We start from the raw sequence: 22,299 nt of genomic DNA on the forward strand, positions 1-22,299 counted from the left end.
TTAGCATCCTGGCTCATTAATCCCATTCTAGAAGTCAATATGACCAATCAGATAACCCATGACGTGCCGATGACACATTTCGATAAATGTTGCGACTGGTCAAATTGTCCAAAGTTATCGGTAGAGTATTAGTTATGGACAAGCGCCCAGACGAAAATCCAACCCAGCAGGTAAAGGCCCGCCTCCATGAGGCCTTCGACTCGCAGATCCCCAACTTCGCCAGCTACAATCTCGTGGCGGGCACCGGCATCGCCGGCTCCGGAGGGCTCAAGGTCATTGGATATCGGCGCCAACCAGCGGAACTGATTATTGCGCCAGTGAATGCCAGCAGCTTGGAAGCATCCGAGGATGCGATCAACATCAACAATACGAATGTGAACCAGCTCGCCGAGCTCAGCGATGGCGGCTACGAAATCGCGATCTCTTCGGGCCGGGTGTTCCGCTTCAGCATTCCCGAAGCGCCGAGCATCGACTTGCATGTCGATGATGCCATCAGCATTGGTGCCACCATTGACCAGAAATCCGATGCAGAGGACTTCGCTGATTTCATGGACCACTTCATGAACACCATCGAAGGCACCGAGAACTTCGTATAGCCGGCAAGAGAATTCCCGATAGCAAAGGCCATCCCGCCAGCTAGCTCCATTGGAAGCTACGCGGCGAGATGGCCTTTTCGCTTACAAAGCCCCGGGATGATTCCCGCGGTAGTCGGAGGCGAGCAGCTGCCCTTCGACGGTGAGGATCTCAACCCGGTCCAACTCGATTGATTCGTAGCCTACGGAGGTCATGACCCGCTCGGCATAGCCGGCAGCACTGCCCTCCGCGATCCAATCGCTGCCCTCCACGACAATGGCGAGCACGCCCTGGACTGGAGAGAGCCACCCCACGGTGGCGTACTGGATGGAATCCTCGGCGAATGAATGGAAGCCGGCGGCGCCCTGGCCATTGAGGTACTGGAAGATCTTCTGATCCGCCCATTCCTGGCGCCCTTCGACTTCCTGGAGGTTGTCGGCATACTTCGGCAAGGCCGCGATCTGCGGGCTCACGCCAGGAGTTTGCGCGGATGCTTCGAACTGGAGCGGGGCACAGCTGGCCAGGGACGAAGCCAGCACCAAGCCGCCGGCGACCACACTGGCCTTGCGCAACGCATGGATGGCCGCGCCGTGCCGCTGGATACCGGAAGAAATTACTTGAAGCACCATGCAATCGAGCATAGCCAATGACCCGGACAATTCCACAGGAATCACCCTGCACGGATTCCACGCCGGCGGCGGGCCCGGAATCAGCCTTGCTCGACCTGGTACAGGGACATCCCTGCAGCCTGCATCACCAGCCACGGGCTGAAGGCCCACGGGGTGGCGCGCAGGGCTTCACCGAGTTGTGCCGGATCCACCCAGCAGTAGTCCATGACTTCGTCCGGGTTAGCGGAGATCTCGCTGTCGATTATCGCGGTGAAGACCGGGCAAATTTCGTTTTCCACAATGCCCGAGGCATCCACGGCGCGATAGCGGAAGTCCGGCAGCGCCGATTCGATGCGGCTGACCTTGAAGCCGAGCTCATGGGCCGCATGGCGCGTAATGGCTTCTTCGAAGCTCTCGCCAGGCTGGGGATGCCCGCAGAAGGAGTTCGTCCAGACCCCTGGCCAGGTCACCTTGGACAGGGCGCGACGCGTCACCAGCACCTGGCCGGCTTGATTCTGCACATGGCAGGAGAATGCCTGGTGCAGCACGGTATCCGTGGTGTGAACCAATTCTTTCGGGTGCGTGCCAATAGGCTGGCCTTGATCCGAAAGCAAAATGACGTCCATTGAAATCCTTGAATCCCCATCCGGGTTTAGTAGGTGAAAAGTGCCGAAAAGATCAGGAGCATGGTCAGCAGGAAACCGCACAGGTAGTTGATCCACAAGAATCTCTTCCATCCTCGATTAACCGTACCCGAGCTTGCATCGCTGATTCCAAGATGGGGCAGGACGTTGAGCACATAGGCCAGGGCCAGCACCGCTGCCCAGCGGCCAAGGCCCGACAGGCCCACCGCCACGAGCGCTCCGGCCAGCAGGTAGGCGGCCAAGACCAAGTAGATGGTCGTGCGGGCCGACAAGGCGGTGGCGATCGAGGACAGCCCGCCTTGGCGGTCGGGAACAATATCCTGGATGGCGCCCAGGGCGTGGCTGGCCATCCCCCAGAGCAGGAACGCGCCGAAGACCAGCCACTGCTCGGCCTGCACGCTGGCGCCAGCCAGCACCCACCCGTAGACCGCCGGGGAGACGAAGTGCACCGCGCTGGTCAGCGAGTCCAGCCCGGGCCTTTCCTTGAAGCGCAGCCGCGGTGCGGAGTAGGCCAGCACCGCAAGGATCGACACGGCCAGAACGAGGTTGGCTGCGCCATCCCCGGCCGCCGCGAGCACCGCGAGGAACGGCGCGGCGCACAGGACGCAGGCGACGAGCAGCGCCTTATGGCTCTGCCTGGACAGCAGCGCCCCCTCGATTCCTCCCTTGCGCGGATTGCGCAGGTCCGACTCGTAGTCGAAGACATCGTTCACGCCGTACATCAGCAGGTTGTAGGGGAAGAGGAAGAACACCGTGCCCAGGACCAAGCGCCAATCGATCCCGCCGCCGGCCAGCAGATAGGCGGCGGCAAACGGGTAGGCGGTATTCACCCAGGAGATGGGGCGTGAGCTCAATACGATTCCGCGGATCATGAAGCGTCCTTTCTGTGGCTGCGGCCACCGAGCAGCCACCACAGCCCGGGGAGCAGGAAGACCGCGCAGGCGGCGTAGAAGAAGTCTTCAATCGGGGCCAGGCCCAGATGCAGCCCGGACAGCGTCCCGCTGCCGTAGCCAAACAACCCGGCGTAGATCATCAGGTTGTCGAAGATCGCGGTGAGCACGAGCATCAGGGCCATGGCGGCGCCCAGCGGCTTGGCCACCGAGCGCAGGCGCTGCTTGCTGGCGGCCAGCCCGGCGGCAAAGACGGCCATGGCCGCAAGTAGGAAGCAGAGACTCAATTCAAGGAACATCGTTCTCCCCTAACGTGCGCTTGGATGCTTTGCGGTTCCGGTTGCGCAGCATGCCGGCCAGCACCGGCAGCCCGGTGAAGGCAATCATGGCGCAATAGCACAAGAAGACCAGGAAGAAGACTTCTTCCAAGGGGAACTGCTCGCCCACCATGATTCCGGTCATGAGCTCCGATTCCTTATGCAGGAAGATGCCCTGCCTGATGGCCAGCACATCCCAGAGCACGAAGAATCCGGTGCCCAGCCCCAGGGCCAGGATCCCGCGCACCGGGTGGCGGAAGATGAAGAGCTTTCCCTTCGCGTCCAGCAGCCCCATGCAGGCCAGCAGTGCCAGCAAGATGCCCAGGTAGATCATGCTCCGGCCTCCTGCCGCACCGTGGCCGCGAAGTTTTCGCCCATGGGCCCCGCGGCCTTGATCCCGAGCACCGCTTTGGCAGCCAGTTCCCCGCTGATCAGGCACATCGGCACGCCGATTCCAGGGCGCACGGTGCTGCCGGCATAGTGCAGCCCGCCCACCTTGGCGCTGCGGTTGCCCGGACGCAGCATGGCGCTTTGCCCCAGGGTATGTGCCAGGCCCAGCGCGCCGCCTTTGAAGGCGCCGTACTGCTGGACGAAGTCCCCCGGGCCGATGCTCTGGCGCACCACGATCCGCTCGCGAAGATCCTTGATGCCAGCCCATGCGGCCAGCTGGTCGATGGCCGCGTCGGCCACCGCTTCCACCGCGGCATCTCCTGCCCCATCGGCTGCGCCAATCCCCCATTCGGGCATGGCCGGAGCTGGAACCAGGATGAACAGGTTCTCGCAGCCCTCCGGGGCCACCGAGGGGTCGGTGGCACTGGGCTTGCAGACATATATGCTGGTTTCCGCCTCCAGCATCCGCCCTTGGCGAATCCGCGAGAAATTCTCTTTCCAGTCGGTGGTGAACAGCAAGTTGTGGTGCTCCAGCTGCGGCAGCTTGCCGCTGATGCCCAGGCAGAGCAGCACCGCGCTGGGGCCGGGGTCCTTGCGCTGAAAGCTCTTGGCGGTATGGGTCTGCAGCTCTTCGGGCAGCAAATGGCCTTCCAGGTGGCGCACATCGGCGGCTGCGACCACCTGGGTCGCCGGGGTGCGCTGCTGCCTGCCGTGCGCGTCGATCCAGCGCACCGCGCTGACCCGGGGATTTTTCCCTGCGCTGGCTTCAATGGCCGTTGCGGTCGCTGAGAGATGGATGGCCGCGCCGTGTTTCCGGGCCAGTTCGGCCATGGCGTCGGCCACCGCAGCGAAGCCTCCCATCGGGTATTTCACCCCGTCGGTGAGGTCCAGGTGGCTCATCAGCTGGTAGAGCGCAGGGGTGCGGCTCGGGCTGGAGCCCAGGAACACCGCCGGGTATCCGAGCAGCTGGCGGATCTCGTTGCTGGAAAAGCGCCGGGCCACATGGCTTTCCAAGCTGGAGGCCAGCAGCTGGGCCAGTTGCGGGGTCCGGCGTAGGATCCTTGGGTGCAGCAGGGAGGTGAGCGAGTTGAAATCGTCATAGAGGAAATGCTCCAAGGCCAATTCATAACCCTCCTTCGCGGTGCGCAGGTACCGCTCCAACGCTGGGCCGCTGCCCGGTTCCAGGGCTTCGAAGAGTCCGCTGGCCGCGGCGCCGGTACCGACATCCACCGGTTCTTCGCGGCCCTGGAAGAAGGTGCGGTAGCCGGTGGCCAGTTCGCGCAACTCCAGCTGTTCGCTGGCGCTGGTGCCCATGAGCTTGAACCAGTGCTCGAAGACCTCGGGCATCAGGTACCAGGAGGGGCCGGTGTCGAAGCGGAACCCGTCGCGCTCCAGTCGTCCGGAGCGACCGCCCGGATGCGGCTGCTGCTCGATCAAGGTGACCTTGCAGCCTCGGGCGGCGAGCAACCCGGCGCTGGCCAGGCCGGAGAATCCGCCCCCGATGACTACGACTTCTCTTTGTGCGTGGTTCATCTGCTTGCTACTTCCATTCTTGGCTTGCGGCCGGTGGTGCCCCGGGTGCCCAGCAGCACGCGGGCGGCGATCAGCGCCTTGCGCGGGGCGGAGACCGAGATGCGGGTGCGCAGCAGCTGGGAGGCCGGGGCCTTGTCCAGCTGGGAGTTCAGTTCGCGGAACAGGTCATGGGCCAGGCGCACCGCTCGGGCAGCGGAGGGGGCCAGGTAGGGCAGGCCGGCACGGGCCTGGGCCAGGTCCTGCTCGATCTGCGCAACCAGCTTCGCCTTGCTTGGCTCATCGAATCCTGCCGGGTCCAGGCCGGGAAAGTAGCTGCGTCCCAAATCTTCGCTGTCTTCTGCCAGGTCGCGCAGGAAGTTGACCTTTTGGAAGGCCGCGCCCAGGCTGCGGGCGGCGTGCTTGGCGCGCTGCGCCTCGGGAGGCGTCAAGTCCGGCGCGGCGGGCATCGCCTGGAAGACCTGCAGGCACATCAGCCCGATGACTTCGGCCGAGCCGTAGATGTAGTCCTGCAAGCTGCGCGCATCATGCTGCCCGGTGCCCAGGTCCGCGCGCATGGAGGCGAAGAACGGGGCGGTGAGCTCGGCGTGGATGCCGGTGGCCCGGGCGGAAATGGTGAAAGCGTGGACCACCATGTTGGTGCTGTACCCGCGTTCCATGGCGCGCAGGGTTTCCGCTTCCAGCTCGTCCAGGCACGCGGCGATGGCCTGGTTGTCCAGGCCGGCCTGGCAGGCCACCCCATCCACGATTTCATCGGCCAGGCGCACCAGCGCGTAGATATTGGCGATGTGCCGGGCGCTGGCGGCATCCAGCAGCCTGCAGGCCAGCGAGAACGAGGTGGAGTATTCGCCCAGCACCACCCTGGCGCTGCGCTGGGCGGTGCGCGAATAGTGCTCCAAGGCGGCGGTGCCTGCGGTGCTGTGAGGGGAATTGTCGGGTTTCATGGCGTTCAGCTGCTTCGATCTAGGATCAGGCTGGTGCATTCGCGCAGCAGCGTCCGGGCTTCTTCGGGCAGGTCCAGGAAGGCCGCGGAGCCGGTGGCCCGCGAGCATAGTTGCTCAGCCAGCTGCCGGGCGAAGCGCTCGGCCCCCTGCGCGGCCAGTTCCTGGCGGATCCGGCCGGCATCCACTGTTCCTTCGCGGAATCCGCCCAGCAGCTTGGCGAATTCGGGTTGCTCGCTGGCCAGGGCCAGCAAGATGGTGCTCTTGAATTCTCGCAAGTCCGATTCCACCGGCTTGCCGGTGCGTGCCGGGTCCCCGAAGGTGCCCAGCACATCATCGATGATCTGGTAGGCCACCCCGAGCTGGCAGCCCACCGCGCCGATGGCTTCGGCCTGGCCGGGGTGCGCCCCGGCCAGCAGCGCCCCTGCCTGCAGCGGCAGCTGGAAGGAGTAGGCCGCGGTTTTCATCTGCTCCATGCGCAGCACCTGGCTGGTGGTGGCTGGAGCCGGGCCCAGCGAGTAGAGCAGGTCCTCGAGCTCTCCGGCCCCTGCCTGCTCGATGGCTTGGAAGAAGGCCTGCTGGACCCCGGCTTCGCTGTCGCTTCCGGCCGCGGCCCTGGCCGCGAGCTTGATCGCTTCGCTGATCAGCAGGTCCCCGGCGATGATGCCCACGGAATTGCCCGCATGCTCGGCATCGGCCCGGTTCCGGCCGCTGGCGATGGCGTGGTCGCGGTAGAGCGCCGAGATGGTCTTTTCCCCGCGGCGCACGAAGTCGCGGTCCACCACGTCGTCGTGGATCAGCAAGGCGGCGTGCAGCAGCTCGAAGGCGCAGCCCAGGTCGATGGCGCGGGCCTCATTGCGGCCGCCGAAGGCCCGGTAGCCGAGCATCACCAGCCCCGGGCGCATCAGCTTGCCGGTAGCCAGCCGTTCGGAGATCCGGGACCAGAGCAGCGCGGTCTGCGCGGAGTAGGCGGCGCTGCGGCGCTGGGCCTGCGTGGCCAGCAATTCCAGCCGATCGCTGATGGCGCGCCGGGTGGGTGCATCGATGAGCCCGCCTGAGGCTGGCGCGCCAGCCGCTGCGGCCGGCGGGGCCTGGTGTGTGGTGGTGTGCATTCTCATGGTTCCCTACTGAAAGGATGTGGTGGGGTTTGCTTGGTTCTCTTCGCTGGTCGCGGTGTCCCGCGTCTCCAGCTCTCGCCGGGCATCTTCGAGCAGCGCGCCCAGATTCCTGCGGGACGGTTCGTCCAGCTGCGCGTAGAACGTGTGCAGCTTGCGCAGCAGCACCTGCCCTGGCCCGGTGGATACCGGGAAATTGCTCCCCGGGGCCACCAGGGTGCGCCGCCGATCCGCGGCATGGTGCCTTCTTTCAACCATCCCGCGGGCTTCGAGCCGGTCCAGCACCGAGGTGATTCCTGCCGATGACACTCCCAGTTCGCGGCCCAGTTCCCCGGAGCTGGGCGTTTGCATGGAACGCAGCAGGTTCACCGCACGCAAATCTGTATCGTTCAGGTCAAGGCTGTGGCGCAGGCGCGCTTCGCTCAGTGCATAGGACCGCTGGAGCTTGAGCAGCAACCGGAACACTTCCGAGGCAAACAGCGGACGTGAACAATCCATGATAACTTCTCTCGCCTAGTTGATATTTAGCTTTTCTAGATACATCATGGTTTAACTATCTCGTTTTGTCGACTCGAAGCGGGTAAATTTTTCAACCGACATCAGGAGCACACGATGAGCAGTTCCACGGAATCCCCGAATTTTCCCTATCGAGCCCCCGCGTCAGCAACATCCTGGGCACTGCCGGTGTTCACGGCGATTGCCCTGGTCCTGGCCATTGCCGTTTCATTTATCGGAAGCGGGGCCCTGGGCGGAACTCCGGTCCAGCAGGCAGCCGGCGGCTATCTGGGCGCTGACTCGACGCTGCTGGCCCCCGCGGGTCCGGCCTTCTCCATCTGGAGCGTGATCTACGCCGGGCTGGCCGTCTACGGAATTTTCCAGCTCACTCCGGCCGGACGCCGCTCGGCCTGGGCCGCCAAGCTGCGGATTCCCGCGCTGCTTTCGGCATTGCTGAACGCCGCATGGATTACCGTGGTCCAGCTGGGCTGGCTGGGCGCCAGCGTGGCGGTGATCTTCATCCTCGTCGCGTGCTTGGCCTGGATGCTGACCATCATGGTGGCAGGCACCCCGGCCTCGCGCACCGAATACTGGATCATGTGGCTGACCTTCGGCATCTACCTGGGCTGGGTCTGCGTAGCCAGCATCGCCAACACCTCCGCATGGCTGCTCTCCCTGGGCTTTGGCCAGGACGCCTCCTGGGCACCAGGAGCGGCAGTGGCACTGCTGGTGGTCGCAGCGGCCATCGGGCTGGGCACCACCGCCTACTCGGGCAGGACCTTCACCGCCTTGGCCATCGCCTGGGGCCTGGGCTGGATCGGCGTGAGCCGGCTGTCCGGAACCAATCAGTCTGAACTGGCCGGGTACGCCGCGCTGGGCTGCGCCGCGCTGCTCCTGCTCGGATCCATGGTGATCGCCTGGCGCAAGCGCGGTGTTCGAACTCCATGAGCCTGATAGCAGTGACCGGAGCAACCGGATATATCGGCGGACGGCTGGTGCCCCTGCTCTTGCGCAACGGGCACCAGGTCAGGGTTTTCACCCGTGACGCGCAGCGCCTGCGCGATACCCCATGGCGCGGCCAAGTCGAGATCGTCGAGGGCGACCTGCAAGATGAGCACGCAGTGGCCAAGCTCTGCAAGGACGCGGACCTGCTCTACTACCTGGTGCATTCGATGTCCGGGACCCGGGATTTCGCGGCTCAGGAAAAAGCGTGCGCGCAGGTCATGGCGCAGGCCGTACGTGAACAGGAGGTCAGCCAGCTGGTCTACCTTTCCGGGTTGCATCCTGCAGGTGAACTCAGCGAGCATCTGGCTTCGCGCGTGGCCGTGGGGCAGATCCTGTCAGCGGCCGCCAGCACCCTGGTGCTCCAGGCGGGCCTGGTGATCGGCTCCGGCTCGGCCAGTTTCGAAATGGTCAGGCACCTGAGCGATGTGCTGCCGGTGATGCCGGCCCCGCGCTGGGTACTGAACCAGGTCCAGCCCATCGCCATCCGCGACACCTTGCACTACCTGGCGGCCTGCGCCGAGCTGGCGCAGCCCGCGCAGGGAACCTATGACATCGGCGGCCCCGGCACCTACAGCTACGCGCAGCTGATGAAGATCTACGCCCAGGTGGCCGGCCTGCGCGAACCGAAAGTCTGGCCGTTGCCGCTGCTGACCCCTCGGCTGGCTTCGCACTGGGTCAATCTGGTGACGCCGCTGCCGCACACCCTGGCTTCCGCGCTGGTGCAGTCGCTGCAGCATGATTGCGTCATGGGCTCGCGGGACATCGACAAGCTGATTGCCCCGCCGGCGCAGGGCTTGTGCGACTATCCGCGAGCGGTGCAGCTGGCACTGGAGAAGATGGATGCCGACGCGGTGCAAACCAGTTGGGCTACCGCCCAGCCGATTTCGGCACCCGCCGAACCGCTGCCCTCTGATCCTCAGTGGTCCGGGCGCAAGGCCTATACCGATATCCGCCGCATCAGCACCACGGCAACCGAGGCGCAGCTCTTCAGCGTGCTGCATCGGCTCGGCGGGGAATCACCGTATTTCGCCTTCCCCGCCCTGTGGAAGCTGCGCGGCCTGATGGACAAGCTGGCAGGCGGCGTGGGGTCGCGGCGCGGACGGCGCTCGCACAGCACGCTGGCACTGGGAGATGTGGTGGATTGGTGGCGCGTGGAAGCCCTGGAGGAAAACAGCTTGCTGCGCTTGCGCGCGGAGATGCGCGCCCCGGGCCAGGCATGGCTGGATTACCGGATCGGCAAGCGAGCTGACGGGCGCAGCGAACTGATCCAGCGAGCGGTATTCTTCCCGCGGGGCTTGGCCGGACGCTGCTACTGGTGGGCGGTATACCCATTCCATGGGGCCATCTTCCCGGCCACCATCAAGAACATCGTGCGCGCTGCGGAAAAGCAGGTAGCTGGCTGAGTATCCGGCACGTCCCGGGAACTAGTCCGCTTCGCCGTCAGCCGCTGAATCGAGGCTGCTTTCCAAGGCATCGGAGGTCCCGGCAAGGAACCGGATCACTACCTCCCGCTCCTCGGGGCTCATCGCGTTGGCTACTTCGAATCTCTTGGCATGGTGCCGCCCCACTTGCTCGCGTGCTGCCAGGTGGGTTTCCTCGGTGACCTCGACGCATTGCGAACGCCGGTCGGTTGGATGCCTGGTGCGCCGCACATGGCCGTGGGCTTCCAAGCGGTCAATCATCTTGGTGACCGATGCGCTGGAAATTCCCAGATACTGGCTCAGCGCACCCGGGGTGACGGATTGGCCCGCATGCTTGGCGGAGATCATCTTGCGGATCGCCCGCATGTCGGTTTCGTTCAGCTTCATGAACTGCTGGGAGCTGCGCATGATGCGGCGTTCGATTTGGCGCATCCGGCCCATTTCAGCCATGATGCGGTCGATTTGCTCCAGATTGGCTGGGGCGATGCCTGCCCGCTTGATCAGGACCTGACCAGGATCGGATTCAGAAAGCCCATACATGGTGGGCAGTTCCTTGGCTGCCATGGTGCCCCTCCTCCTCGGATCGCGGCCGCTTGCCTTATTTGGATCATACGCTTGGTCAACCGCTGCGGATGCATGCAAAAACCCTGCGGCCGATGGAATCAGACCGCAGGGTTCAGTTGGTGCGAGTAGAGAGACTTGAACTCTCACGTCCGAAGACACTGGAACCTAAATCCAGCGCGTCTACCAATTCCGCCATACTCGCTAGCGCTACACCGGAAACACTGTTTCCTCGAAGGCGACCTCATTTAGTGTAGCGGAAGTTCTGCCTGATATGAAATCAGCCAGAGGAGGGGTCTACTTGGGATCAATGCCCAAGTCACGACGCAGCTTGGCCACATGGCCGGTGGCGCGAACGTTGTACTGCGCCAGCGCGATTTTGCCCTCTTCATCGAGCACGATAGTGGAGCGAATCAGGCCCTCGTAGACCTTGCCGTAGTTCTTCTTTTCTCCCCAGGCGCCGTAGGCTTCAGCTACCGCGTGGTCCTCGTCGGAGAGCAGCGGGAAGTTCAATTCTTCCTTGGCGACAAACTTTTCCAGCTTGGCGGTCTTGTCCGGGGAAATGCCCAGAACTGCGTAACCCAGGGACTGCAAAGATTCGAGTGAATCGCGGAAATCGCAGGCCTGCTTCGTGCAGCCCGGGGTGGATGCGGCTGGGTAGAAGTACACGATGGTCTTCTTGCCGCGGTAATCAGCCAAGGCAACAGACTTGCCAGCAGCGTCCTGCAAGGTGAAATCAGGGGCCTGGTCACCGATGGACAGACGGTTAGTCTTTTCGGAAGTACTCATGAGCTGATCCTCTTTTCTTTGCGGTATACAAAAAATCCGACCTGACGAATCAGATCGGATCTACTGTGCGCCCTCCGGGACTCGAACCCGGAACCTAATGATTAAGAGTCATTTGCTCTACCAATTGAGCTAAAAGCGCTTCCTCGCTCTGACTAGTTCTTTTTCAGAACTCGTCTTTGCGACGTAGACAATCATAGGCAGAAATGATGCAAAAGCAAAAATCGGCCAGTACCCGACCTGAGAACATAAAATTCCAAGTCAACTTCATAATATCACCAATTGTCCGGCTTGAAAGTAATCTAAAACACACATAACATCTTGTTCTTCAGTAGTCGTTGAGCACTGAAATGCAGGCACTCTTGGCATGGGTTCGGCTTTCACCATCCGGGTGGTGAAAGCAATGGAATGATTGTCCACTTACTATCGCGACGGCATGGCAACCTATCTAGGCATCGAAGGGCAAACACCAGCGAAGCATGCAGTCGATTGCAGACTGTCAACAGTGCCCGCCCTAGTGATCATGGCCGGCGAAAGCTTCTAGGTTCATAAAGCCGTCAGTTGAGGCTAGGCTCATATCAACCATCACTTGGAGGACTCATGTCGCGCTCGGCCAAACGAATTCTCGGGAACGTTTCTGTACTAGTTGTACTTGTCGCACTTGTGGCCGTACTCGTGGTTTCAGCGACTAGCCCCAGGTTGCTGAAGAACGACGCGAAGCTTACTGCTGAAGCAAATGCCGGAACGCCTATTGTTCAGGCGCAGAACACGCCGAGCCCTACCCCAGGGTCGACAGCCAACGCCCAAAGTACGCCAAAGACGATGAGCGAAGTCAGCCAGGAATGGGCAGATGAAAAAATAACCCAGTACCTAAATGGAAATGGTGCTCATAGTTTCGACGCTTTCCCTGGTAGCGCGCAAGGTGACACGATCCGCTGGAGCTCCCCATCCGAAGGCAAGCTTGTGATTACCGTACAGGATGGCTGGTCTTCAGAAGACCTGGAGGCCTATGCGAATCTGGTCTTGACCACGGTTGGCCACGAATCCCCTGAACTCACAAACGTCACCGTGAAGACCGACAACAATGTGGTGGTCGAAACCGTGGCGGCAAAAACCTCGCAGGACTAGGTCAAAAAGACAGTAACAGCTCTGGTTACGCTGGATTCCCTCGCCCTAGTCGGTAACCCCTGAGGCTATCGAGGTCGAAGTTAAGCCAATCATCGAGCCAGCTGATGAGTCGAAGCCATCTATCGGGGCTGCGTTCATGCGAGGGATCATGATGAGCCTGCTCGAACGCTATCGACGTGCTGAACTCACTTGACGTTCATATCTTGAAGAGTGCGATCAACGCCCGAGCTTCGGATGCGAACACCGTAGTTGCCTGGAGACCATGGCTCCTTGTCCTCGCCGAGCGCCGTCCTGAACTTGAAGAAGAACCACCGGGACAAACAAAAAGGCCAGACCGAAGCCTGACCTTTGTTTTGTGCGCCCTCCGGGACTCGAACCCGGAACCTAATGATTAAGAGTCATTTGCTCTACCAATTGAGCTAAAAGCGCGTATTAATTTATGCAAACAAGTTGTCTGGTGAACCGAACAAATTGTTCGTGCGCCCCCCGGGACTTGAACCCGGAACCTAATGATTAAGAGTCATTTGCTCTGCCAATTGAGCTAGAGGCGCCCGCTGCGATGTTCTAGAAGCTTTTCGGGCTTCGCGCTTTCGCAACGAGATAAAACTTTACCAGCAATTTCCCTCAGCGCAAATTCGGGGGCCAGCATTCTGCGGTGACCTTCATTACAGGACATGACTAGGGGTTACTACCAAAGCGCGGATGGGGTTTGTACAGTGTTTCCATGAGCACCCAACTAACGATTTCATTCCCGACACAAGATCTGATTGATGCGGTCGGTCCGATCCCGGAAAACCTCAAAGCTGTGCTCTGGGACCTGGAGAGCACCCCCGGAACTGCGCTGGAAGAAATCGACATTGCCATCCTTCCCTATATGTCGAATCCCCAGACGCTGAAGAACATCCGCAAGGCACCGAACGTCAAGATCGTCCAGACCCAGACCACCGGCTTCGACGGAATGGTTGACCTGATTGGCGATCGCGCAAATATCAATACCGCGGCCGGCGTCCACGCGGCGGCTACCGCCGAGATGGCCATCGGCCTGGCCATCGCATCCCTGCGCGGCTACCCGCACGCGGTCCGAGACCAGCAGCAAGGCCGCTGGAATCCCCAGCAGTGGCCCGGCTTGGCTGATCGGACGGTGGCATTGGTTGGCGTGGGCGGCATCGGCGAAGAGATCCGCAAGCGCCTGGAGCCCTTCGAGGTCAATCTCCTGCGCTTCGGCTCCACGGCCCGCACCGATGAGCATGGCGAAATCTTCGCAACTTCTGATCTCGCAGCACGCGCGGCGCAGATCGAAGTGCTGATCCTGATCGTGCCGCTCAACGATTCCACCCATCATCTGGTCGACGCTGATCTGCTGGCCAAGCTTCCTGACGGTGCAACCGTGGTCAACGTCGCTCGCGGCCCGGTGGTGGATACCGACGCAATCGTGGCAGAAGTCGCTTCGGGCCGCTTGAACATGGCATCGGATGTATTCGACCCAGAACCCCTGCCGGCCGATCACCCATTGTGGCAGCACCCTAATGCCTTGGTCATTCCCCACAACGGCGGCAACACCAAGGCGTTCTTCCCGCGCATGGTGAAGTTGCTCAAGAAGCAGGTGCAGGCCTGGGCAGCGGGCAACGACGGCGAGAACCTCGTGCACCGCAGCTAACAATTTAGCGACAGTTGACGGCTCCGGGAGTTTTGGCTCCCGGAGCCGTGGCCGTGGTGCGCTATCTTTGATAAATACCTTTGCGCACATTTACTTGCTTGTTCCCTGCGCGAAGCAGTACCGCCTGCCATAGGAAGATGAGTCATCCCAGTGCCCGAATTGCCATTGAAACTCGTATCACGACGCGCATTGCTGACCGGTACATTGGCGACTACCGCACTGGCACTGACCGCCTGCACCGGAAACCCAGGGCCCGCGGCCTCCGCTTCGCCCACAGCCTCGGCCAGCGCACCGCGCATTCCCCGGACCCTGCGCCTGGCAGCAGCCGCTCCCCCGGTCAAGCTGGATCCGGCCATCGTGGCGGATAACGAATCCTTCCGGATCACCCGCCAGGTGTACGAGACGCTGGTCGATATCGATCCCGATACCGGTGGCGCCGTAGCCGGCCTGGCCGAATCCTGGACCGAAAGCCCTGATGGCTTGCGCTACACCTTCACCCTGCGCGAAGGCGTGCTCTTCCACGACGGCACCGAATTGACCGCAGAAGCAGTGGTCGCCAACTTCAAACGCTGGGAAAACTTGTCCCCGCAGCTGCGCGCTTCATCCAGCCAGGGCTTTGCCAATGTTTTCCACTTCGACAGCGACATCCCCAAGCTTCCAACTGCCAAGGAACTCGAAGAAGAGTTCAAGAGCGCTGCCGACGCCAGCGAAGAGGAACTGGCCACCCAGCAGCTGCGCACCAAGCAGCTTGAAGAGCTGACCAAGAAATTCGACACCAAGCTCTTCGAAGGCAAGTCCGCAGCCGGTTCCGCCAGCTATTTCGAATCCGTCAAGGCAACCGGCAAGTACCTGGTCGCCTTGAACCTGCGCCGCCGGCTGCCAGGGCTGATCGAAGCGCTGACCCTGCCGGGCATGGCCATTGCCGCGCCCAGTGCGTTGACCGGCGGCCCTGGGCAGAACCCGGCCGAGTCGCTCTCCACCCACCCGGTAGGTACCGGGCCATACACTTTCGTTTCCCATGAGGACAATGTGGTGCGCCTGGAGATCTTCAAGGACTATTGGAATCAACCGCGGCTATCCAATAACACCGCGCATCCCGAGGTTGCGCTGATCTCTGCTGTGCCTTCGCCCTACAACCGCGAAGGCGCGCTGCTGGCCGATGAAATCGACGGCTTCGACATGGTCTCGGTGGACATCATGCGCACCCTGGTGCGCAATGCCAAGGTGGTTGTCCAGCGCGATCCCTTCTCCGTGCTCTACCTCGGCATGAACCAGCGCAATAAGTGGCTGGCCAAGCCGGAATTCCGCATGGCCATTGCGCACGCGGTCAACCGCAGCTCGCTGGCCGAGAAGCTGTTCCTGCAAGGATCCAAGCACGCTTCGACCCTCTTGCCGTCCGCCTTGAGCATTCCGGCACCGGAAGATACGCCGAACCACGATGCATCGAAGGCCAAGACCTTGCTGGCCGAGTTGGGCTACAAGGGCGAACAGATCGAGTTCGCCTACCCGCTGCAGGTTTCGCGCAACTACCTGCCGCTGCCTGAACGCACGTTCGCGCAGATCGCCGAGGACCTCGCCGCAGTGGGCATCCGCATCAAGCCGCGCCCGATTGCATGGACCGACGGCTACGTGCAGACCGTGCAGTCCAAGGACTTCGCGGGATTGCACCTGCTGGGATTCTCCGGCGGCTACCGTTCGGCAGACGACTTCCTTTCCGGCATTTTGGCGGCCAAGGAGAATGAGTTCGGATACACCTCGACGTTACTTGACTCACAGATCATGCTGGCCCGTTCCATCCCTTCCGGAGAGGAACGGACCGCCGCCTATGCCGATATCCTCAAGACCCTGAACGCGGATCTGCCCGCGCTCCCACTGGTCTTTCCGATCTCTGCGCTGGCGTTTAACGGCAATGTCACCTTCTATCCGCCATCGCCGATGCTCAATGAGTGCTACGCGGATGTGCAGATGGCAAACTCGCCGTCTATCTCAAGTTAGTGACCGTTAACCCAGTTAACGATTTCTAACCCCCGGGGATATAGGTCTACTCTGGGAGAGAGCAAAGTATCACTGTCGATGGAGATCCTCGTGCCTTCTGAAACGTCAACCGAATCTTTTGACGTAGTACTAATCGGTGCCGGCATCATGAGTGCCACCCTTGGCACCATGATCAACCAGCTGGAACCAACCTGGTCCATTGGTCTTTTCGAGAACCTGGACAAGGCCGGGCAGGAATCCTCCTCCCCTTGGAACAACGCAGGTACCGGCCACTCGGCACTGTGCGAACTGAACTACACCGCTGCCAAGGCTGACGGATCGGTCGATCCGGCCAAGGCCATTGGCATCAACGAGCAGTTCCAGGTTTCCCGCCAGTTCTACTCGTGGGCCGTCGAGAACAACCGCGTTGCCGACAACAGCTTCATCAGCGCCCTGCCGCATATGTCCTTCGTCATCGGCGAGGACCACTCCAAGTACCTGCAGACCCGCTACGAGGCACTGAAGCCCAATGCGTTGTTCGAGGAACTGGAAATCACCAACGACCTGGACACCATCAACCAGTGGACCCCGCTGGTGGCCAAGGGCCGCGATGCCTCGCAGAAGGTTGCCGCATCCCGCGTTGTCTCCGGTACCGATGTCGACTTCGGCCGCCTGACCCGCGACCTGACCGACTCGCTGGGCGCCGCTGGCGCCTCGGTGAACTACGGCCACAAGGTCAAGGGCATCAAGCGTTCGGGTGCCGGCTGGGAATTGAGCGTCAAGGACAACGCTTCGGGCGCAGTCAAGAACGTCAAGGCCAAGTTCGTGTTCGTCGGTGCCGGCGGTGGCGCACTGCCACTGCTGCAGAAGGCTGGCATCGACGAGATCAAGGGCTTCGGCGGCTTCCCGGTCTCCGGTCAGTTCCTGCGCTGCACCGATGAGACCGTCATCAACCAGCACCACGCCAAGGTCTACGGCCAGGCTTCGGTGGGCGCTCCTCCAATGTCGGTACCGCACCTGGATACCCGCTTTGTCGACGGCAAGCGCTCGCTGATGTTCGGCCCCTACGCCGGCTTCTCGATGAACTTCCTGAAGTCCACCGGCCAGCTGGATCTCCCCTTGTCCCTGCGCCCGCACAACATCATCCCGATGCTGGCTGTAGGCAAGGACAACCTGGATCTGACCACTTACCTGATCAAGGAAGTTCTCAAGTCCCGCTCCAAGAAGGACGAGGCGCTGGCCGAGTACTTCCCGGATGCAGATGGTTCCAAGTGGGAGCTGATCACCGCTGGCCAGCGCGTTCAGGTCATCAAGAAGGATGCCAAAAAGGGCGGCGTGCTGCAGTTCGGCACCGAGGTCATCACCTCCTCGGACGGCTCGATCTCCGGCCTGCTCGGCGCTTCGCCAGGCGCTTCGACCGCTACCCCGATCATGGTCGGGCTGCTGTCGCGCTGCTTCCCCAAGCAGTTCGCAGGCTGGGAGTCGAAGCTCAAGGACATGATTCCTTCCTACGGCCAGAAGCTGAACGAGAACCCAGCACTCTACGCTGAGGTCAAGGCAGCCACCGACAAGTCCCTGGGACTGTAGGCACCAAGCACAACGAGAACCGCCCACCAGCATTGGTGGGCGGTTCTCGCGTATCCGGGCACTGGTCGGGCTATGGCCGGTCCAGCGGCTCGCCGTAGGGGTAGTCCACCCAAGCACCAGCGCCAAGGTCGGGGCAATGGCGTTCGGCGCCGTGGCGCGTGCACGAGGCGTCAGCGGGATACCGGTGCCCTTGCAGCAATTTATCGGCCTCGGCCCAGCCCAGGCCGGAGACTTCCCGCCCGTCGGCGTAGCGCAGGGCATAGCTGAAATAGCGGTAGCGGATCCTGATCAGCCGCCGGATCCCTTGCTGTGCGGTGGCTTGCACCGCAATCGGCATCTGCAGACTCATGTCCCCAGTATTCCATGCGGCCACCAGCCGCCGCCTTCCCTTAAGAATCGGGCAGGCGCTCCAGCACCACTGCGCGCGCCGCGGCATCGGCAGCATTGGCACGTGCGGGCGGGCCTGCCCCAGGCAGCTTCGGGTAATCCATTGGGATGATTTTGCGTGCTTTACATCTCCCGGTGACTGTTGAGCAATGGCAACCAACTAAAGTTGAGATCAGCCCTTCCCACTGCGACACAGCTAGGACCACACCCGCATGCAGCGCTTGGCCATCTTGTCATTGAAAAACCGGGCGCTCATTGCGCTCATCACGGTTTTCGCCGCCGTCTTCGGCGTGATTTCCATGGGATCGCTCAAGCAGGAGCTGATCCCCGCCCTGGAATTCCCCCAGATCTCGGTCATGGCAACCCAAATGGGCGCCAGCCCCGAGGTGATCGACGAGCAGGTGGCCGAGCCGCTGGAAACCGCTTTGCAGGCAGTTGAAGGCCTGGAATCCTCCACCGCTACCTCGCAGACCGGCTTCACCCGCATCTCGCTGACCTTCGAATACGGCACGGACATGGACCGTGCCCGGACCCAGGTGGAACGGGCCATTGCCAATTCCAAGGCCCAGCTTCCCGAGGATGTCGAGCCCACCGCCTTCGCCGGCTCCATCGCGGACTTCCCGGTCCTGGCCCTGGCCGTCTCCTCGGACCAGTCGCTGGAAGCGCTCAACGACGACGTGGAGCGCCTGACCCTTCCCAAGCTGCAGAAGATCGAGGGGGTCCGCGAGGCCTCGGTCTCCGGTGGCGCCTCCCAGCACATTGCGGTGATCCCGAAAGACGACCAGATGCGCGATGCCGGCCTGGCCGTCACGGATCTGAAGGACGGCATCGAGAACGCCGGCTCCCCCATGCCCATCGGCAACATGGACGTCGATGGCCTGGAACTGCCGGTCATTGCCGGCTCCACCCCGGACAGCTTGGAGGCCATCAAGGAGATTCCGCTGGTCACCGATGGCGGTCCGGTGCTGCTCAAGGACGTCGCCGAGGTCTCGGTCAAGGCCGATGAGGCCACCAGCATTACCCGCACCAACGGCGAGGAGACCCTGTCCATCCAGGTCACCAAGACTCCCGATGGCGATACGGTAGCCATTTCGCACGCGGTCACCGCAATGCTTGCCGAGCTGCAGTCCGAGCTGGGCCACAAGGCCACCATGACCACGATCTTCGACCAGGCGCCCTTCATCGAGGACTCGATCAAGCACCTGGCGCTGGAAGGCGCCCTGGGCCTGGGCTTCGCGGTGATCATCATCTTGGTGTTCCTGTTCTCGGTACGCTCCACCCTGGTCACCGCGATCTCCATTCCGCTGTCCCTGATGGCCACCTTCATCGGGATGAATGCCTTCGGATACACGCTGAACATGCTCACCTTGGGCGCCTTGACCATTTCCATTGGCCGCGTGGTGGATGACTCGATTGTGGTGATCGAGAACATCAAGCGCCACCTGTCCCATGGCGAATCCAAGGCGCAGTCGATCCTGCTGGCGGTCAAGGAAGTGGCCGGCGCCATTACCGCGGCGACCCTGACCACCGTGGCGGTCTTCTTGCCGATCGCCCTGGTGGGCGGCATGGCCGGCGAACTGTTCAGCCCGTTCGCGCTGACCATGACCATCGCACTGCTGGCGTCGCTGCTGGTATCGCTGACCATTGTTCCGGTACTGGCGTACTGGTTCCTGCCGCACCGCCCGGGCAGCGGCGAAACCCATACCGTGCATGTGGCCGAAGACAAGTCGTGGTTGCAGCGTGCCTACATTCCGGTGCTGGAGGGGACCCAGAAGCACCCGGTCATCACCTTGCTGGCCTCGGTGCTGGTCCTTGCCGGCACCGTGGCCATGACCCCGCTGCTGAACACCAACCTGCTGGGTTCCACCGGCGAGAACTCCATTTCCATCACCGCCAAGATGCCTTCGGGCACCTCCATGGAAACCACCGAAAAGCAAGCGGCAAAGATCGAGACCGGGCTCGCTGATATCGAGGGAATCGAAGATGTCCAGCTGACCGTGGGCACCGCCAGCGGCATGGCAGCCATGTTCTCCTCCGGCTCGGATACCGCAAGCTTCACCGTGATCACCAATGCCGATGCCGACCAGGAAGCGCTGACGAACACGGTTCGCGAGCAAGTAGAAGGCCTGGACCTGGCCGAGGACCTGGACCTGAGCTTCGGCTCGAACTCCTCGGCCATGATGTCCAGCGATGTCACCATCGAGATCAAGGCCCCGGACGAGGGGATCCTGCGCGAGGCGACCTCCACGATGCGCGAAGCACTGGAAGGTACCGCGAACGTCACCGAAATCTCCGATAACCTCTCTGCCGAACGCGAGCAGGTGTCCATCGATATCGATGCGCAGAAGGCTGCCGAGGCGGGATTGACCGAGACCCAGCTCGCTGGCATGGTCGCTTCGCAGGTTTCCCCTGTTCCTGCAGGCACCTTGCGCCTGGACTACACCGACATGACGGTGCAGATCGGCGAGGGGATGGACCTGGACAGCCTGGAGAAGCTGCGCGAGCTGCAGATCCCTACCGCCGCCGGCATCAGGGAACTGCAGGATCTGGCCACCGTTGAGCGTGCCAAGGTGGTCCAGCAGGTCACCACCTCCAACGGCGAGCGTATCGCTACGGTCACCCTTGCTCCCGTGGAGAACATGCTCGGAGAGGTGTCCAAGGACGTCGCCGCGAGCCTGGACTCGGTGCAGCTGCCCGAGGGCGCCACCGCGGAGATCGGCGGCGCGGCAACCGAGCAGGCCGAGTCCTTCAACCAGCTGTATCTGGCGCTGCTGGCGGCCATCGCGATTGTCTACGTGATCATGGTGGCCACCTTCAAGTCGCTGATCCAGCCGCTGATCCTGCTGGTCTCGATTCCCTTCGCGGCGACCGGCGCTATCGGCCTGCTGCTGATCTCGGGGATTCCGCTGGGCTTGCCTTCGCTGATCGGCATGCTGATGCTGGTGGGCATCGTGGTGACCAACGCGATTGTGCTGATCGACTTGATCAACCAGTACCGCCAGGACAGCGCCGAGCGTCCGGCCATGTCCCTGGAGGATGCCATCATGCACGGCGCCCGCCAGCGCCTGCGCCCGATCCTGATGACCGCCCTGGCTACCATCTTCGCGCTGGTGCCGATGGGCCTGGGCCTGACCGGCCAGTCCGGATTCATCTCCCAGCCGCTGGCAGTGGTGGTGATCGGCGGCCTGGTCTCGTCCACCGTGCTCACCTTGATCCTGGTGCCGGTGCTCTACCGCTTGGTCGAGTCCCGCAAGGAGAAGAACGCCAAGGCCCGCGGCGCGCGCAAGCATTCGGCGCAGCAGCATACCGCTGCCCAGGACCTGTCCCGGGCGATGGACAGCGCCAGCGCCAAGATCGTTCCGGGCGCTGCGCCAGAAGCCGCGGCCGGGGAAACTCCGAGGACCGCGGATGCCGGGAAGAGCACTGCGGCTGCCCCCGCGCCTGCCGAAGCCGCTGGCCAGGTCGTCAACCCGTTGACCGGCCAGATCCCGGTCTCGCGCAAGGAACGCCGGGCCTTCGAAGAGCTGATGAAGCAGGCACCGCCAAAGCCCAACGACTAGGCTTTGGCGACGCCATGACTCGGGCCTGCAACCACCTTCGTGGTTGCAGGCCCGAGTCCGTTTGCGCGCTGTCCGCGACCGCTGGCCCTAGACCAGCCGCAGCTCCGTCAGGCAGGTTGCGCTGGACTGCCCGGCGGTAGACACCGTGGTCTTGGCGCTCTTCCCCTGGTAGGTGAATTCAAGGTCCAGCGTGATTCCCCGCGGAACCCAGAGGCCGATGAATCCGTTGTCGAAGGTTTCCATGCCCTGGTCCACCAGCACCTCGCCGGTCTCGGCGTTCACGGCCTTGACCTCCATCTGCCTGCCTTGCAGCTGCCCAAGGCAGGTGGTGAGGCTATGGAAATGGCAGCTGTGCGTCTGGTCCACATAGGGCGCGGCCGAAAGATAGTACTGGCCTTCCGGCAGCGGCAGGTTCGCGGTGCGTCCCGACGCATCGGCCAGCACCAGCTGCGTTGGCTGCACCATGGCGGTGAAGTTCTCCGGCCGCTGCTCCTGCGGCAAGCGATCGAGCCGGTCGATGGCCGCCTTGGCGTCGAGTCCTTCCAGTCCCAGTTCGGCGAGGAACTGACCGGTGTCCTCGGCTGCAACTACTGTAGGCTCGGGCTGCGCGACGGGTGCCGCGGCGGTGCTGCATCCGGCCAGCACGGCCAGCGCGAGCAGCGAACCGGCGCCCCTGGCCGCAATGCGGGCACGGTAGCTCTTGCCGCCGGAAAGTTTCTCGGACATGGCC

At 62.5% G+C, this 22,299-nt stretch carries 20 protein-coding genes, 4 tRNA genes and 1 pseudogene; 8 read left to right on the forward strand and 17 right to left on the reverse strand.

From position 1 onward, the window contains the following. Positions 1-134 precede the first annotated feature (134 nt). Entirely contained in the window at positions 135-596 is a 462-nt protein-coding gene (locus ACFVHU_RS17490) for a hypothetical protein (protein ID WP_105658083.1), read from the forward strand. A gap of 81 nt (positions 597-677) precedes the next feature. Here ACFVHU_RS17490 and ACFVHU_RS17495 read toward each other — a convergent pair whose 3' ends face one another. The 9 genes and pseudogenes from ACFVHU_RS17495 to ACFVHU_RS17535 form a co-directional block, all read right to left on the reverse strand. After that, positions 678-1,202: a hypothetical protein gene (locus tag ACFVHU_RS17495; RefSeq protein WP_388025742.1), complete on the reverse strand. Its 525-nt coding sequence runs from the start codon at positions 1,200-1,202 to the stop codon at positions 678-680. Between the two features lie 80 nt (positions 1,203-1,282). Next, a complete protein-coding gene (idi, locus tag ACFVHU_RS17500) occupies positions 1,283-1,807 on the reverse strand; it encodes an isopentenyl-diphosphate Delta-isomerase (protein WP_388025745.1) in 525 nt (174 codons plus the stop codon). 26 nt (positions 1,808-1,833) lie between these two features. Beyond that, positions 1,834-2,697 carry a prenyltransferase gene (locus tag ACFVHU_RS17505; RefSeq protein ID WP_388025748.1) on the reverse strand — a complete coding sequence of 288 codons (864 nt, stop codon included), beginning with the start codon at positions 2,695-2,697 and terminating at the stop codon, positions 1,834-1,836. After that, the gene (locus ACFVHU_RS17510) at positions 2,694-2,975 is read right to left on the reverse strand and encodes a lycopene cyclase domain-containing protein (protein ID WP_388025751.1); all 282 of its coding nucleotides are present in this window, start codon (positions 2,973-2,975) and stop codon (positions 2,694-2,696) included. Before ACFVHU_RS17510 ends, ACFVHU_RS17505 begins: the two co-directional genes overlap by 4 nt. Positions 2,976-3,003: 28 nt before the next feature. Beyond that, entirely contained in the window at positions 3,004-3,366 is a 363-nt protein-coding gene (locus tag ACFVHU_RS17515) for a lycopene cyclase domain-containing protein (protein WP_388025754.1), read from the reverse strand. After that, positions 3,363-5,000, reverse strand: a pseudogene (crtI, locus tag ACFVHU_RS17520) (phytoene desaturase family protein); the annotation flags it as partial. The pseudogene crtI and the gene ACFVHU_RS17515, both read right to left, overlap by 4 nt. Then, on the reverse strand, positions 4,952-5,896 hold the full coding sequence (locus ACFVHU_RS17525; RefSeq protein ID WP_388025757.1) for a phytoene/squalene synthase family protein: 945 nt from the start codon (positions 5,894-5,896) through the stop codon (positions 4,952-4,954). The gene ACFVHU_RS17525 and the pseudogene crtI, both read right to left, overlap by 49 nt. Positions 5,897-5,901: 5 nt before the next feature. Then, complete coding sequence (locus tag ACFVHU_RS17530) at positions 5,902-7,005, reverse strand: polyprenyl synthetase family protein (protein WP_388025760.1); 1,104 nt, start codon at positions 7,003-7,005, stop codon at positions 5,902-5,904. A gap of 12 nt (positions 7,006-7,017) precedes the next feature. Further along, positions 7,018-7,506: a MarR family transcriptional regulator gene (locus ACFVHU_RS17535; RefSeq protein ID WP_388025763.1), complete on the reverse strand. Its 489-nt coding sequence runs from the start codon at positions 7,504-7,506 to the stop codon at positions 7,018-7,020. A 114-nt stretch (positions 7,507-7,620) separates the two neighbouring features. Here ACFVHU_RS17535 and ACFVHU_RS17540 point away from each other — a divergent pair, with 114 nt between their 5' ends. Together ACFVHU_RS17540 and ACFVHU_RS17545 are read left to right on the forward strand one after the other, a co-directional pair. After that, the gene (locus tag ACFVHU_RS17540; RefSeq protein ID WP_388025766.1) at positions 7,621-8,451 is read left to right on the forward strand and encodes a tryptophan-rich sensory protein; all 831 of its coding nucleotides are present in this window, start codon (positions 7,621-7,623) and stop codon (positions 8,449-8,451) included. Then, positions 8,448-9,911 carry an SDR family oxidoreductase gene (locus ACFVHU_RS17545; RefSeq protein ID WP_388025769.1) on the forward strand — a complete coding sequence of 488 codons (1,464 nt, stop codon included), beginning with the start codon at positions 8,448-8,450 and terminating at the stop codon, positions 9,909-9,911. The genes ACFVHU_RS17540 and ACFVHU_RS17545 overlap by 4 nt, the downstream gene beginning before the upstream one ends. 21 nt (positions 9,912-9,932) lie before the next feature. On the opposite strand, the gene ACFVHU_RS17550 is transcribed toward ACFVHU_RS17545, so the two are convergent. The 4 genes from ACFVHU_RS17550 to ACFVHU_RS17565 all read right to left on the reverse strand — a co-directional run bounded on the left by ACFVHU_RS17550 (position 9,933) and on the right by ACFVHU_RS17565 (position 11,418). Then, positions 9,933-10,493, reverse strand: a complete 561-nt coding sequence (locus tag ACFVHU_RS17550; RefSeq protein ID WP_388025772.1) for a MarR family winged helix-turn-helix transcriptional regulator — start codon at positions 10,491-10,493, stop codon at positions 9,933-9,935. A gap of 117 nt (positions 10,494-10,610) precedes the next feature. Continuing rightward, positions 10,611-10,695: transfer RNA gene (locus tag ACFVHU_RS17555), tRNA-Leu, on the reverse strand. Positions 10,696-10,787: 92 nt separating this feature from the next. Then, on the reverse strand, positions 10,788-11,279 hold the full coding sequence (gene bcp, locus ACFVHU_RS17560) for a thioredoxin-dependent thiol peroxidase (RefSeq protein ID WP_133834698.1): 492 nt from the start codon (positions 11,277-11,279) through the stop codon (positions 10,788-10,790). A gap of 66 nt (positions 11,280-11,345) precedes the next feature. Then, positions 11,346-11,418 (reverse strand) — tRNA-Lys (locus ACFVHU_RS17565). Positions 11,419-11,876: 458 nt separating this feature from the next. Between ACFVHU_RS17565 and ACFVHU_RS17570 the strand changes: the two genes are divergently transcribed. Continuing rightward, on the forward strand, positions 11,877-12,404 hold the full coding sequence (locus tag ACFVHU_RS17570) for a hypothetical protein (RefSeq protein WP_133834699.1): 528 nt from the start codon (positions 11,877-11,879) through the stop codon (positions 12,402-12,404). A 356-nt stretch (positions 12,405-12,760) separates the two neighbouring features. On the opposite strand, the gene ACFVHU_RS17575 is transcribed toward ACFVHU_RS17570, so the two are convergent. Then, a tRNA-Lys gene (locus tag ACFVHU_RS17575) sits at positions 12,761-12,833 on the reverse strand. A 49-nt stretch (positions 12,834-12,882) separates the two neighbouring features. Beyond that, a tRNA-Lys gene (locus tag ACFVHU_RS17580) sits at positions 12,883-12,955 on the reverse strand. Positions 12,956-13,128: 173 nt separating this feature from the next. Between ACFVHU_RS17580 and ACFVHU_RS17585 the strand changes: the two genes are divergently transcribed. The 3 genes from ACFVHU_RS17585 to ACFVHU_RS17595 all read left to right on the forward strand — a co-directional run bounded on the left by ACFVHU_RS17585 (position 13,129) and on the right by ACFVHU_RS17595 (position 17,622). Continuing rightward, a complete protein-coding gene (locus tag ACFVHU_RS17585) occupies positions 13,129-14,061 on the forward strand; it encodes a 2-hydroxyacid dehydrogenase (RefSeq protein WP_133834700.1) in 933 nt (310 codons plus the stop codon). A 165-nt stretch (positions 14,062-14,226) separates the two neighbouring features. After that, entirely contained in the window at positions 14,227-16,056 is a 1,830-nt protein-coding gene (locus ACFVHU_RS17590) for an ABC transporter substrate-binding protein (RefSeq protein WP_388025777.1), read from the forward strand. Between the two features lie 72 nt (positions 16,057-16,128). Continuing rightward, positions 16,129-17,622 (forward strand): malate:quinone oxidoreductase, encoded by a 1,494-nt coding sequence (locus tag ACFVHU_RS17595; RefSeq protein ID WP_332499058.1) that lies wholly within the window; start codon positions 16,129-16,131, stop codon positions 17,620-17,622. Positions 17,623-17,692: 70 nt separating this feature from the next. On the opposite strand, the gene ACFVHU_RS17600 is transcribed toward ACFVHU_RS17595, so the two are convergent. Further along, entirely contained in the window at positions 17,693-17,971 is a 279-nt protein-coding gene (locus ACFVHU_RS17600) for a hypothetical protein (RefSeq protein WP_105661102.1), read from the reverse strand. Between the two features lie 250 nt (positions 17,972-18,221). Here ACFVHU_RS17600 and ACFVHU_RS17605 point away from each other — a divergent pair, with 250 nt between their 5' ends. After that, complete coding sequence (locus ACFVHU_RS17605; protein WP_388025780.1) at positions 18,222-21,569, forward strand: efflux RND transporter permease subunit; 3,348 nt, start codon at positions 18,222-18,224, stop codon at positions 21,567-21,569. Positions 21,570-21,656: 87 nt separating this feature from the next. Here the strand turns inward: ACFVHU_RS17605 and ACFVHU_RS17610 are convergent, their stop codons facing one another. Beyond that, entirely contained in the window at positions 21,657-22,295 is a 639-nt protein-coding gene (locus ACFVHU_RS17610) for a CueP family metal-binding protein (protein WP_133834704.1), read from the reverse strand. Positions 22,296-22,299: the final 4 nt, after the last annotated feature.

The organism is Glutamicibacter sp. NPDC127525 (genome assembly GCF_042672105.1).
Classification (GTDB): domain Bacteria; phylum Actinomycetota; class Actinomycetes; order Actinomycetales; family Micrococcaceae; genus Glutamicibacter.